Consider the following 13506-nt stretch of genomic DNA (forward strand, 5'->3'; position numbering starts at 1 on the left):
GCTGGAAGCAGGCGGCCACCTCCCGCTCAGCCGCGCTCCTCCAGCGGGTGGGTGCGCAGCCGCATGGGATCGTAGAACGGCGTGCGCACCACGTTCGCCGCGAAGGTCTCTTCCCCGTCCTTCACGGTGAGCGCGGTGCCGAGCGCCGTCACGGTGGGGACGAGCGACACCAGCGCCAGCGACTTCATGAGGTGGCGGCTGTAGGTGGTGGAGTTCACCACGCCCACCTCCTCGCCGTCCTTGAAGATCCTGGCGCCGGGCGTGATCGCCTTTTGTGCCAGCACCTCGATGCCGGCCTGGTGGGTGCGCTCGGTGCCCTTGCGCTTCGCCAGCGCCGCCTTGCCGCGGAAATCGGGCTTCGTGAGGTCCACCGACCAGTCCATGAGCACCTCGAAGGGCGTCGTGTCCTTGTGCGGCATGTCGAACGGGAAGAACAAGAGCGCGCCCTCCACCCGCACGATGTCGAGGCAGTCCCACGACACCGGCATGGCGCCGAACGGCTTGCCCGCTTCGAGGATCCTGTCCCACAGGTCCACCGCGTCCTTGGCCGCGCAGAACACCTCGTAGCCGCGCTCGGCGGAATAGCCGCCGCGGGCGAGCGAGACGGGGGTGCCGAACAGCGTCGTCCGGCCGTGCCCGAAATAGGGCAGGGCTTTCAGGTCCAGGGGCGTGTGGGGGCTGAGGATGTCGAGGGCGAGGGGACCCTGGAGCGAGAGGATGTGCACGTCGTCGTCGCGCTGGAAGGTGACGTCGAAGCCCTGCGCCACCACCGGCAGCGCCTGCTCCAGAGTGCCGCCGCCATGGGACAGGCGGAAGGCGCCGTCGCCGTCCACATAGACCAGCACGTCGTCGATCAGCCCGCCGTCCGCGTCGACGATGGAGGAGATCATGGAGCGCCCGGCGGGGATCTTGGAGATGTCGGCGGTGAGCAGTTGGTTGAGGAAGGCGAGGGCGTCCTTGCCGGCGACGTCGATGATCTTCAGCGCCGAGACGTCGATCAGCCCCGCTTGATAGCGCACCGCCGCCGTCTCCAGATAGGGGTCGGTGGCGTAATGCTGGGGGATCGCCATGTCGTTCCAGGTTTCTTCGAGCTTCGAGCCGAGTTCCCGGTGACGCCCGTTGAGGATCGATTGCCTCCAGACGGTCTCGCTCATGCCTTCCCCCTGCTTGTGCTGCACGATCTTGAGGGCGGCGCGCCACGTCCGCGCGCTCCGCTCCGCTCCGGCCGCGCATCCTTGTCGGCCAACTCTTGTGTGTCAATTACTTTTCCAGAGAAGAAATTTTTGCCTCTTCTGCCCGAACAGCGGGCGGGGATGAATGGCGGCCCAGCGGGCGCCAGTGCTTCGCAGTTCACAATTTGACCAGCATTTGCCCAATTCTTCGACTTGCACGCCCCGGTGTCGATGGCATCTTGTTTCTACGCCGTCAAAAAAATTCACTGAGGAGAACGGGCGGCCGCCCTTCCAAAGGCCGGGTCGGGGGACCCGCGGCGGAGCCAGCTGGAGCCAGGTCATGTCCGAAACCAAGATGTGGGGCGCGGAGCCGTTCTGGGGCCTCGGGTTCGAATGGGACCCGCAATGGCTGCTCTCGCCGGCCCAGAAGGCGCTCCAGAAAAAGCTCATCGCCTTGTGCGAATCCACGCTGCGCGCCAATGCGGTGGAGAGCGACGCGGACTATGTCTATCCGCGCAAGAATTTCGAGGCCCTGGCCGGCCTCGGATTGCTCTCCCTCAACGTGCCGAAAGAGCTCGGCGGCCGCGGCGAGAACCATGTGTGCGCCGCCATGGTGGTGGAGACCATCGCCCGCTACGGCTGTCCCTCCACCGCCATGTGCTACACCATGCATCTCGGCGCGGTGGCCGCGGCGCTCCTGCGCCACCACGACAACCCGCTGCTCACCGACATCCTGACGCGGCTCGACAAGGACGTGCTGATCGGCACGCTGTCTTATTCGGACCCCGAGACCGGCTCGCACTTCTGGTATCCCATCTCCTCCAAGGCCGAGGCCCATGGCGACGGCTGGAGGGTGACCAAGAAGGCCTCCTGGACCACCTCCGGCGGCTTCGCCGACTGGTACATCGTGCAGACCACCAGCCCCGGCTTCTCGGGCGACTACTCCGACCTGTCCTGCTTCCTCGTCACCAAGGACGACGTAAGGGCCAATCCCTCCGAATGGGACGGGCTCGGGCTGCGCGGCAACCAGTCCGGCCCGATCATGGTGGAGAACGCCCTCCTGCCGAAGGAGGCGCTCGTGGGCCCGGTGGGCGACGGCGCCAAATCCAACGACGAGGTGGTGGACCCGTTCTTCCTCACCTGCTCGTCCGCCTGCTGGAACGGCATCGCGCTGGCGGTGATCGACATCGCCAAGCGCCACACCACCCGCAAGACCCACAATGACGTCGGGCTCCGCGTCGCCGACTACCCCACCATCCAGGACTATGTGGGCGAGGCGATCATGGACACCAATGCGTGCCGCGCCTTCGACTTCCAGATGGCGCAGGCGCTCGACGCGGTGACCAACAATTGCGACTGGTCGATCCACGAGGACCTCGACGCGCTGCCGCGCGCGGGCCTGCTGCACTGGCTGTGGCAGGTGAAGTTCGAGGCCGCCAAAAACGTCGCCTATGTGGTGGACAAGATGCTCCACGCCACCGGCGGCACCGGCTTCCGCCCGGCGCTGCAGATCGAGCGCTATCTGCGCGACGGCAAGGCCGGCTGGGTGATGGGCCCCACCAACGAGGTGCTGCGCCAGTTCGTGGGCAAGGCCGCTTTGCTCGGCTTCGGCTCGCTGGACTATTGGAACAAGTCCATCAACGAGCGCGTGCTCAACAACGAGATCAAGAAGATGGACGACGCCGAGAAGCGCGCCTTCGCCGAGAAGCTGCTCGCCGAGCTCGAGCCCGCCAAGGTGGCGTGAGGGGCACAGGACGGCCCGGTGGGCGGGTAGCGGGAACAGGCACCGTGGTTTCCCTCCCTCTTGCGGGAGAGGGTGCCACGCGCAGCGCGGTGGGTGAGGGGTCCGCGCCGCGTGGGGCGTCCCATAGCCCACAGGACGGTGACACCCCTCACCCTGCCCTCTCCCGCAAGGGGAGAGGGGGCAAATGGAGAGGTCTGGGTCAGCTACGGCCGTCGTGCTCCGGCTCGGCCGAGCATCCATCCGCTCTCCGGCCGGGCCGGAGGCCGCCGGTTACGAAGGCAGCCAGAGGCGCGAAATTGTCTTACAATGGCAACGTCGACCCATATTCCGAGAGATGTTTCCATGACTGCCATTGATATCGACGCCCGTTTTGATCCCCGCGAGTTGCGCAATGCCTTGGGCCGCTTTGCCACCGGCATCGCCGTGGTCGCGGCGCACGATGCCGAAGGCCCGCTCGGGGTGACGGTGAATTCGTTTTCCTCCGTCTCCCTCGATCCGCCGCTGGTGCTGTTCTCCATGGCCCGCAACCTCTATTCGCTGGCGCGCTTCGAGCAGGTGGACGCCTACGCCGTGAACATCCTGCTGGAGGGCCAGGAAGGCATCTCCAACAGCTTCGCGCGGGCCGGCGGCGACAAGTTCGCCGGCATCGACTGGGTGCGCGGCGTCACCGGCGCGCCCAAGCTCAGGCCCGCCCTCGCCACCTTCGAGTGCGTGCCCTACGCCCATTATGACGGCGGCGACCACGTCATCTTTGTCGGCCGGGTGGTGCATCTCCACGTGGAGGACGAGGGCAGCCCGCTGCTCTATTTCCGCGGCAGCTACCGGCTGCTTGCCGTCAACGAGAAAGGCTAGCGCATGGACGCCGCCGCCAGGCCCGCCCCCTTTCCCACCACCGGTGCTGCACGGCGCCACAGGGTGCGGGGCGGCGGGTGCGAGGCCTTCGCGCTGAAGGCGGGCGACGGCGTCACCATCGCCGATCCGGAAGGGCTCCAGAGCGCCCTGGTCTTCGCCCTCGACGGGGCAGGCGATGCCGGCGCGCGGCTCGGGCTTGCCGGCGAAGCCGGCGGGCCGGACCTCGCGCAGGTGATCGCCGATGCCGGCGCAGGCGGCCGCGCCACGGCGCGCCTTCTCGCCGCGCACGGCATCGCGCCCGGCGCGCAGAAGGGGCGGCTGGCGCTTGCGGCCGGCCCGGCGCCGGGCGGCCGCGTCACGCTCACCGCCGCCGCCGACCTGCTGCTGGTGGTGGTCGCTCCCGGCCGCCCCATGCCGCCGGACGAGCAAAGCGCGCCCACCGACCTTCTCGTGACCATCGCCCGCGCCGCCGGCTTCGACGACCTGCCCGAGCCTCTGGCCGCCCCCAAGCTCGACCTGCGGGTGCCGGCGGCTGAGGCGCGCGCCTTCACGGTCAAGGCCGGCGACTATATCCAGATCATCGACGTGGCTGGCCGCCAGTGTTCGGACTTCCTCGCCTTCGACGCCAGGGCGCTGGACGCGGGCGAGGAGTTCGGCCTCGACGCCACCACCACCCGCACCCTGATGGGCGCGGCCTATCCCGGCCCGGGTCTCCACTCGAAGTATTTCGACGCGCGCCAGGTGCCGCTGGTGGAGGTGGTGCGGGACACGGTGGGCCGCCACGACACCTTCGCGCTGGCCTGCTCGGCGAAATATTACGAGGACATGGGCTATCCGGGCCACGCCAATTGCTCGGACAATTTCAACGCCGCTTTGGCCCCGTTCGGCATCCGGGAGCGGCGCGGCTGGCCGGCCATCAACTTCTTCTACAACACCTCAATCGAGGGCTCGAACGCGCTTTCCATGGACGAGCCGTGGTCGCAGGCGGGCGACTATGTGCTCTTGCGCGCGCTCACCGACCTCGTCTGCGCCGTCTCCTCCTGCGCCGACGACATCGACGCCGCCAATGCCTGGGAGCCCACCGACATCCATGTGCGCGTCTACGACGCCGCAGAGGACTTCTCCAAGGGGATCGCCTTCCGCATGACGCCCGACGCCGAGCCGCGCCTGACGCGCGAGAGCGCCTTCCACCCCCGCACCTCGCTCCTCACCCGCAACTTCGTGGAGTATCGCGGCTTCTGGCTGCCCGCCTGCTATACCGGCGAGGGGCCGATCGCCGAATACTGGGCCTGCCGCGAGAAGGCGGCGGTGATGGACCTGTCCGCCTTGCGCAAGTTCGAGGTGACCGGGCCGGACGCGGAGCTGCTGCTCCAGCGCACGGCGACGCGCGACATCCGGAAGCTCACGGTCGGCCAGGTGGTCTATACCGCGCTCTGCTACGACAGCGGCGGCATGCTGGACGATGCCACCATCTTCCGCCTCGGCCCGGCGAACTTCCGCGTGGTGTGCGGCGAGGAATTCACCGGCACCTGGCTGCGCGAGAAGGCCGCCCAATGGGGCCTGAAGGCCTGGGTGAAATCCTCCACCGACCAGCTCCACAACATCGCCGTGCAGGGCCCGCTCTGCCGCGAGATCCTCGCCGCATTGATCTGGACCGGGCCGAGCCAGCCCGCCATCGCCGAGCTGAAATGGTTCCGCTTCGCCGTCGCCCGGCTCGGCGGGCCACAGGGGCCGGCGCTGGTGGTCTCGCGCACCGGCTATACCGGCGAGCTTGGCTTCGAGATCTGGTGCCACCCGAAGGACGCGGTGGCGCTGTGGGACGCGGTGTGGGCGGAGGGCGCGCCCAAGGGCCTGAAGCCGCTCGGCCTCACCGCCCTCGACATGCTGCGGGTGGAGGCGGGCCTGGTGTTCGCCGGCTATGACTTCTGCGACCAGACCGACCCGTTCGAGGCCGGCATCGGCTTTGCCGTGGCGGCGAAGGACGAGGACTTCGTCGGCCGCGACGCGCTCGCCCGCCGCAAGGCCAATCCCGCCCGCAGGCTGGTGGGGCTCGCCATCGCCTCCAACGAGGATGTGGGCCATGGCGACCCGGTCCATGTGGGGCGCGGCCAGGTGGGCGTCGTCACCTCGGCCGCCAAGTCGCCGATCCTGAAGGCGCAGATCGCGCTGGCGCGGCTCGACGTTTCCGCGGCACAGGAGGGGGCCGAGGTGGAGATCGGCAAGCTGGACGGGCTCAGGAAGCGCATCCCCGCGCGCATCGTGCCCTTCCCCCATTTCGATCCGCGGAAGACCCGGGTGCGCGCCTGACCGGCCACGGGGCATGCTGAAAAAGCCGCCGCCTGCCCAAGATTTCGGCGGCCGGTGACTATCATTTCCCAGTCCCTGCGCGCGTTTTCCACCCTTCTCGTCATTGACAACTATTTTTCTTGTGAAGAAAAATAGGTCCATGCCCGGTGCGCGCGCGTGCCGGCGCCGCGACGTCATGGGCGGCCGGCGGTCGTCCCCCAATGAGCGAGCCGAGATGAGCGACCAGGGCATCAAGAGCCGGCCGAAATACCGGCCGATCTCCCCCGACCCGGCCGGACGGCACCATCTCCTGGTGGTCGAGGGCGGCGCGGTGCCGCCCGGGGCGCTGGCGCAGGGCGTGAGCGCCGCCGCCTTCGAGGTCTGGACCGTCGCCCATCGCAGCGCCGTTCCCGGCGCGCCGGTGATGGAGGAGGCGGCGGGCGCCGTGCGGGTGTTCCGCGCGGTGCCGCACCTTCTGAGCGCGCTCGAGGAGCGGCTCGCCCGCGAGCGCATGGGCCTTAGGCTCTATGGCGCCGGCACCGAGCCGTTCCTGTGGGACCTGTTCGGCATCGCCCAGGCCGCCGGCCTCGGTCGGGAGGAGATCGGCTTCGCCCATGTGGGCACCAAGGCGCGGCGCATCTTCTGCGTCCATTGTCGCACGGTGACGGAAAAGGTCACCACCTCCATCGTCACCTGCTCCGGCTGCGGCGCGCCATTGTTCGTGCGCGACCATTTCTCGCGCCGGCTCGCCGCCTTCATGGGGGTGCAGGTGGACGCCGAGGTGCCCGGCGAGGTGCCCGAGCCCGAGGAGCTTTACGCATGAGCCCCGCCGGGACCTGCGCCGTGCGCGTGCGCGAGATCGAGCCGCTGGCGCCCGGCCTCAAGCGCTTCTCCTTCGAGCCGGCCCATGGCGGCCTGTTCCCGACGCCGCCGGCGGGCGGGCACGTGATGCTCACCTTGCGCGACGGCGCCAAGGTGATGAAGAACGCCTATTCCCTCGTCTCGCCGCCGGCCGAGCGGGCGCGCTACGACATCATCGTCCGGCTGGTCGCCCAGTCGCGCGGCGGCTCGGCCTTCCTGCACCACAAGGTGGCGCGCGGCGACGTGCTTGAGATGGCGCTGCCGTCGAGCCTGTTCCCGGTGGCGGCGACGGCGAGAAAGCACCTGCTGATCGGCGGCGGCATCGGCATCACGCCGCTTCTGTCCCACCTGCCGGAATTGAAGGCCCGCGGCGCGCGCTACGAACTGCACCAGCTCTCGGCGGCGGACGAGGTCCCGGTGTTCGAGCGCCTGCTCGCCCCGTTCGCGGCGGGCGAGGAGATCCGCGTCCATGGCGGCGGGCGGGCCGCCTTCAACATGGCCGGCCTGCTCGCACGCCAGCCGCTCGGCACGCACCTTTATGTGTGCGGGCCGCGCCCGCTCATGGACGCGGTGAGCGCGACCGCGCTGGCGCTCGGCTGGCCGTCGGGAAAGATCCACAAGGAGAGCTTCGGCGACACCTCGGGCGGCCTGCCCTTCAAGGCGGTGCTCAAGCGCTCCGGCATCGAGGTGGAGGTGGGCGAGGCCCAGTCGCTTCTGGAGGCGATCGAGGCGGCGGGCGTCGCCGCCCCGTGCCTGTGCCGCGGCGGCGCCTGCGGCGAGTGCCGCACGCCCGTCATCGAGGGCGAGGTGGAGCACCGGGACGACTTCCTCTCGCTTGAGGAGAAGGCGGCGGGCACCGCCATCATGACCTGCGTCTCGCGCGCCCGCGGGCCGCGCCTCGTGATCGATCTTTAGCGGGGCCTCCCCTCCCCCCTTGTGGGGAGGGGTGTGGGGGAGGGGATGTCGCCACACTCTCCCCGAACGGCGGAACCCCACCCCTGCCCCTCCCCACAAGGGGGAGGGGTTCTCCGGGCAAAGGCTCGGCGGCCTTATTTCAAAGGACGAGACCATGACCTTGCAGTTCAAGCCGTCCGAGACCTTCCGCGACACCTTCACCTATCGCAAGACGGCGCAAGACATCCTGCGCTTCCCGTTCCCGTTCGCCGAAGACACCTACATGTACTCGGTGAACATCGAGCCGCATGTCCGGGGCGGGCCGACGGCGGCGTTCCAGGCGGTGTTCGACATCGACGAGCATTATGTGGCCGAGTGCCACGAGCGGGCCAAGGTGCTTAGCGAGGACCCCAAGCGCTGCCAGGTGCTGTCGCACATGATGGCGGCGCAGTGGGACACGCTGGAGCTCATCATGGAGAGCCTCGCGGCGGACTATCCCGAGCACTTCTTGCTCACCAAGGCGGGCGACCTGTGGACCTGGGTCAACCGCCCGCTCGGCCTCCAGCAGTCCTTCACCTTCGGCAGGGCGGAGACGCTGCCCTGCCCGCCGTTCGAGTACATCACCCGCCAGGCGCAGGGCGACTTCACGCTGCAGGACCAGCGCGAGGACAATCTGTTCGTGGATGGCGGCATGGTCACGACCCAGGCCGACTGGTCGCTGGAATTCGACATCGGCATGACGTTCCACGAATGGCACGGGCCGGTGCCGCTGGCGCACGAGAAGGGCGTGTTCGACCGGGCGCTGAAATACCTGATGCGGCTGCAGTGCGGCCAGCCGGTGCGGCGCCTCAACTGGACCATGACCGTCAATCCAAGGCTCGACACCTCGCCGGAGAATTACCCCGTCTGGGGCCCCGACAAGGCCACCGTGACGCCCGAGAACGTGGCCGAGAAGGTGCACCTGCGCGTGGAACTCCAGACCCTGTTCCGCCTGCCGCGCTCCAACGCCATCCTGTTCGGCATCCGCTGCTATCTCACCTCGGTGGCCGACATCGCCAAGGTGCCGAAATGGCGCCGCCGCCTGCACCGGGTGCTGCGCGACCTTCATCCCGACATCGCTGCCTATAAGGGCCTGCCGCGCTACCGGCAGATGGTGATCGATCATCTCGCGCCGTTCGACGACGGCGCGCCCACCTCCAAGGGCATCGCCCCCGATACGGACGCGCTCGACCCGGCGCGCTGAACCCTCAGGTGCCGCGCGGCTTGGCGCGGGTGGTGGGGTCGGCCTGGGACGGGTCCTCGGGCCAGGGGTGCTTGGGATAGCGCCCGCGCATCTCGGCGCGCACGTCGCGCCAGGAGCCGCGCCAGAATTGCGGCAGATCCTTCGTGACCTGGATCGGCCGGCGCGCCGGCGAGAGCAAAGCCAGCGTGAGCGGAATGCGCCCGCCGGCGAGCGCCGGATGGGTCTTGAGCCCGAACAATTCCTGCACCCGCACCTCCACCTGCGGGCCGCCCTCGGCGCCGTAGTCCACCGGAACGCGGGTGCCCGTGGGGGCGGTGAAATGGGTCGGCGCCTCGGCCTCGAGGCGCGCGGAGAGCGCATAGGGCAGCAGCGCCTTCAGCGCGCCGTCGAGGTCGGAAGCGGTGATCTCGGCGAGCGCCGTGCGGCCGGCGATGAACGGCGCCAGCCAGTCCGCCGCCGCAGCAGCGAGCGCGGCGTCGGAAAGGTCCGGCCAAGGCGCGCCTTCGGCGGCGCGCAGGAAGGAGACGCGGTCGCGCCACTGGGCGAGCGCCGGGGTGAAGGGCAGGCGGGCGATGCCGAGGCCGGCGACGCCTTCCGCCAGCAAACGCGCGGTGGCGGCATCGGGCGGCGCCGGGCGGGGGCGCGACGACAAAGTGAGCGCCCCCAGCCGGCGGGTCTCGCGCGCCCGCACGGCCGCGGCGGCGGCATCGAACGTCACCTCCAGGCCGTCCGTGATCTCGGCCCCGAACATGGCCTCGATCTCGGCCGCGTCGAGCGCGGCGGCAAGGACGATGCGGGCGGCATCGGCCCGGCCGGACATTTCGGCGATGGCGAGAAAAGGCGCCTTGGCCAGCGCCGCCGCAGGGTCCACCGCCCCGGCCCGGCCGTTGCGCAGGAGGAAGCGCGTGCCGTCGCCGCGCGCCTTGGCGATGCGGTCGGGGAAGGCCAGCGCCAGCAGCGCGGCGGAAGACGGCGCCACGCCGCCACCTTCGGGACCGGCGCCGGCCGCCTCGGCCCAGCGGGCGGCGAGGCGGCGGGCGTCCTCGGCGCGGCGCGAGCGGTCGCGGCGGAAATCGTCCAGCCGGTGGCCGAGGTCGACCCCGTCGCCGCCGAGCCCGCGCTCGGTGAGCACGGCCGCGATCTCGCTCGCCAGCCGGCCGGCGCCGAGGTCCGCGCCACGCACCACCATGTGGGCGAGGCGCGACGGCAAAGGCAGGCGCGCCATGCGCGCGCCCAAGGCGGTGACGCGGCCCTCGGCGTCGAGCGCGCCGAGCAAAGCGAGCAGCGCCTTCGCCTCCTTCACCGCCGGCTCGGGCGGCGGGTCGAGGAAGGGCAGGGATGCCGGCTCGCGCACCCCGGCGCGGGCGAGGTCGAGCACCAGGCCGGTCAGATCGGCGGAGAGGATTTCCGGCGTGGCGAAGGGCTTCAGGCTCGCGGTCTCGCCCTCGCTCCAGAGCCGGTAGCACACGCCCGGCTCGGTGCGTCCGGCGCGCCCGCGCCTCTGGTCGGCGCCGGCGCGGGAGACGCGCACGGTCTCGAGCGTCGTCAGCCCCACGTCCGGCTCGAAGCGCGGCACGCGGGCAAGGCCGCTGTCCACCACCACGCGCACGCCCTCGATGGTGAGCGAGGTCTCGGCGATGGCGGTGGCGAGCACCACCTTGCGCCGGCCCGGCGGGGCGGGCAGGAGCGCCAGGTCCTGCTCCGACGCGTCCATGGCGCCGAACAGGGGGGCAAGGTCGACGGCGGGATCGCGCACCTTCTGCGCCAGCAGGTCGCGGGTGCGGCGGATCTCGGCGGCGCCGGGCAGGAAAGCGAGGATGGAGCCGGGCTCCGCGCCGAGCGCGCGGATCACGGCGTCGGCCATCTGGGCCTCGATCCGCGCGCGCGGATCACGCGGCAGATGGCGCGTCTCGACCGGGAAGGCGCGGCCCGCGCTGGCGATCACCGGCGCCGGGGTCCCCGGCGCTCCCAGGAGCGCGGCGACGCGGGCGCCATCCAGCGTGGCGGACATGGCGAGCAGGCGCAGGTCCTCGCGCAGGCCGCGCTGGCTGTCGAGCGCCAGCGCCAGGCCGAGGTCGGCATCGAGGCTGCGCTCGTGGAACTCGTCGAACAGCACCGCGGCGACCCCGGACAGCTCCGGATCGTCCAGCACCATGCGGGTGAACACGCCTTCGGTCACCACCTCGATGCGGGTCTTGGCCGAGACCTCGGACCTGAGCCGCACCCGGTAGCCGACGCGCGCGCCGACCCGCTCGCCCAAAGTCTGCGCCATGCGGTGGGCAGCGGCGCGGGCGGCGAGCCGGCGCGGCTCCAGCACCAGGATCTTGCCGCCCTTCACCCAGGCCGCGTCGAGCAGCGCCAGCGGCACCCGCGTGGTCTTTCCCGCGCCGGGCGGGGCCACGAGCACCGCCGCGGTGTTCGCCGCGAGGGTGCGCATGAGGTCGTCGAGGACGGCATCGATGGGGAGCGGCGCGACGGCGGGCATGGCCGCTCTCATAGACCACAAAGCCGGCCATGGGCGAGGCGCCGGGCGGCGCCGCCCAATTAAAACACTATCAAAATGTGATTATAAATATATCGCACTATACAACGTAATATATATTGAATCGCTCGAAAATGTCGAATAATGCGGTTGGCAGTCTTTCCGTTCCGGGAGTTCCCATGCACCGCACCATTCTCGCCGCCTTCGCCGCGGTCTTGCTCCTGCCGGCGCCGCGCGTCGCCGCCGACGTGAAGCCCCTGCGAATCGGCATTCTCAACGACCAGTCCGGCATCTATGCCGACATGGCCGGCCCCGGCTCGGTGATCGCCGCGCAGCTGGCGGTGGAGGATTTCGGCGGCACGGTGCTCGGCCGGCCGATCGAGATCGTGGTGGGCGACCACCAGAACAAGCCGGACGTGGGCTCGGCCATCGTCAACCGCTGGATCGACGAGCAGGGCGTCGACGTGATCGCCGACATCCCCACCTCCTCGGTGCTGCTGGCGGTGCAGGAGATCGGCCGGCGCAAGAACAAGCTGGTGCTCGCCTCCACCGGCGGCTCGTCCGACTTCACCGGCAAGTTCTGCGCCCCGACCGGCATCCATTGGACCTACGACACCTACGCGCTCGCCGCCGGCACCGGGGCTTCGCTCGCCAAGGACGGGCCGTGGTTCTTCATCACCGCCGACTACGCCTTCGGCGCGGCGCTGGAGCGCGACACGGTCCAGGCGGTGGAGAAGGGCGGTGGTGCGATCGTCGGCCACGTGAAGCACCCGCAGGGCGCCACCGACTTTTCCTCCTATCTGCTCCAGGCCCAGGGCGCGGGGGCAAGGCTCATCGCGTTCGCCAATTCCGGGGCGGACCAGGTGAACGCCATCAAGCAGGCCAACGAGTTCGGCATCCCGCAGTCGGGCGTCAAGCTCGCCGGCCTCTATCTCCACATCACCGACATCCACGCCATCGGCCTGCCCACCGCCAAGGGGCTGATCCTGACCCAGGGCTTCTACTGGGATCTCAATGACGAGACCCGCGCCTGGTCGAAGCGCTTCTTCGCGCGCCACAAGGCGATGCCCACCATGGGCCAGGCGGGCGTCTATTCCTCGATCCTGCACTACCTGAAGGCGGTCCGGGCCGCGGGCACCGCGGAGACCGGGACCGTGGTGGCGCAGATGAAGGCGACCCCGGTGGACGACTTCTTCTCCCATGGCGGGCGCATCCGCGCCGACGGCCGCATGGTCCACGACCTCTATCTGCTGAAGGTGAAGGCGCCCGCCGAGCAGAAGTATCCGTGGGACTATCTGGAGCTGATCCGCGTCATCCCCGGCGACACGGCGTTCCGCCCGCTCAATGAGGGCGGCTGCCCGCTGGTGAAGGCGGAGGCCGACTGAAAGCCTCGCTTGCGCCTTCAGCCCAATGCGGCGAAGGCCGGCGCGTGGCGCAGCACGCCGCTTGCCTCGGGCAGCGGACCTCCGAGGGCGAGCGCCATGAAATGGCGCCCCGCATAGGGCGTCTCGAAGCCCGCCGCGAGGTCCGCCCGGAAGCCGAAGCGTCGGTAATAGTCCGGGTCGCCCAGCACGAAGACGGCGCGCGCGCCCGCCTCCCGGGCCTGCGTCATCCCGGCCTGGACCAGCGCGCCGCCGATTCCCGCGCGCTGGCGGTCGGGGCGCACGCACAGCGGCGCCAATGCGAGCGCGGCGAACGGGGCTTCCATCGGCGACAGCAGCAGGTGGCCGAGCAGCCCGGAGGCGTCCTGCGCCACCAGGGAGACGGCCGCATCGCCGTCCGCGCGCAGCCGGTCCACCAGATCGGCCTCGGCCGGGCCGCCGAAGGCGATGGCGACCAGCGCGCGCAGCGGCGCCGCGTCGGCGGGCATCTCGTCGCGAATGATCATGGGCACGTTATGGCGCCCCGCGCCGCGCCGCGCAACGGGCCGCGCCGCCGCCCACCTTGCGTCTCGCCGCGCCCGGTGGCTTAA

10 protein-coding genes are annotated in these 13506 nt (G+C 70.2%); 7 read left to right on the top strand and 3 right to left on the bottom strand.

All coding sequences use genetic code 11. From position 1 onward, the window contains the following. Positions 1-26: 26 nt before the first annotated feature. Complete coding sequence (locus tag ABLE88_RS21595) at positions 27-1154, bottom strand: aminomethyl transferase family protein (RefSeq protein WP_348833862.1); 1128 nt, start codon at positions 1152-1154, stop codon at positions 27-29. 358 nt (positions 1155-1512) lie between these two features. Between ABLE88_RS21595 and ABLE88_RS21600 the strand changes: the two genes are divergently transcribed. From ABLE88_RS21600 to ABLE88_RS21625, 6 genes are all read left to right on the top strand, one after another. Then, a complete protein-coding gene (locus ABLE88_RS21600; protein WP_348833863.1) occupies positions 1513-2916 on the top strand; it encodes an acyl-CoA dehydrogenase family protein in 1404 nt (467 codons plus the stop codon). A gap of 342 nt (positions 2917-3258) precedes the next feature. Beyond that, positions 3259-3768, top strand: coding sequence for a flavin reductase family protein (locus ABLE88_RS21605; protein ID WP_348833864.1), 510 nt, complete (start codon positions 3259-3261; stop codon positions 3766-3768). A gap of 3 nt (positions 3769-3771) precedes the next feature. After that, positions 3772-6075 (top strand): trimethylamine N-oxide demethylase, encoded by a 2304-nt coding sequence (locus ABLE88_RS21610; protein ID WP_348833865.1) that lies wholly within the window; start codon positions 3772-3774, stop codon positions 6073-6075. A 214-nt stretch (positions 6076-6289) separates the two neighbouring features. Continuing rightward, positions 6290-6877: a dimethylamine monooxygenase subunit DmmA family protein gene (locus ABLE88_RS21615; RefSeq protein ID WP_348833866.1), complete on the top strand. Its 588-nt coding sequence runs from the start codon at positions 6290-6292 to the stop codon at positions 6875-6877. After that, the gene (locus ABLE88_RS21620; RefSeq protein WP_348833867.1) at positions 6874-7830 is read left to right on the top strand and encodes a PDR/VanB family oxidoreductase; all 957 of its coding nucleotides are present in this window, start codon (positions 6874-6876) and stop codon (positions 7828-7830) included. The genes ABLE88_RS21615 and ABLE88_RS21620 overlap by 4 nt, the downstream gene beginning before the upstream one ends. A 154-nt stretch (positions 7831-7984) precedes the next feature. Further along, a complete protein-coding gene (locus ABLE88_RS21625) occupies positions 7985-9052 on the top strand; it encodes a heme-dependent oxidative N-demethylase family protein (protein ID WP_348833868.1) in 1068 nt (355 codons plus the stop codon). 4 nt (positions 9053-9056) lie between these two features. Here ABLE88_RS21625 and hrpB read toward each other — a convergent pair whose 3' ends face one another. After that, entirely contained in the window at positions 9057-11537 is a 2481-nt protein-coding gene (gene hrpB, locus ABLE88_RS21630) for an ATP-dependent helicase HrpB (protein WP_348833870.1), read from the bottom strand. Between the two features lie 176 nt (positions 11538-11713). Between hrpB and ABLE88_RS21635 the strand changes: the two genes are divergently transcribed. Continuing rightward, positions 11714-12919 (top strand): ABC transporter substrate-binding protein, encoded by a 1206-nt coding sequence (locus ABLE88_RS21635; protein ID WP_348833871.1) that lies wholly within the window; start codon positions 11714-11716, stop codon positions 12917-12919. Between the two features lie 17 nt (positions 12920-12936). Here the strand turns inward: ABLE88_RS21635 and ABLE88_RS21640 are convergent, their stop codons facing one another. After that, positions 12937-13422, bottom strand: a complete 486-nt coding sequence (locus ABLE88_RS21640; RefSeq protein ID WP_348833991.1) for a GNAT family N-acetyltransferase — start codon at positions 13420-13422, stop codon at positions 12937-12939. Between the last annotated feature and the right edge of the window lie 84 nt (positions 13423-13506).

The sequence above is a fragment of the Xanthobacter luteus genome (assembly GCF_040049235.1).
GTDB lineage: Bacteria > Pseudomonadota > Alphaproteobacteria > Rhizobiales > Xanthobacteraceae > Xanthobacter.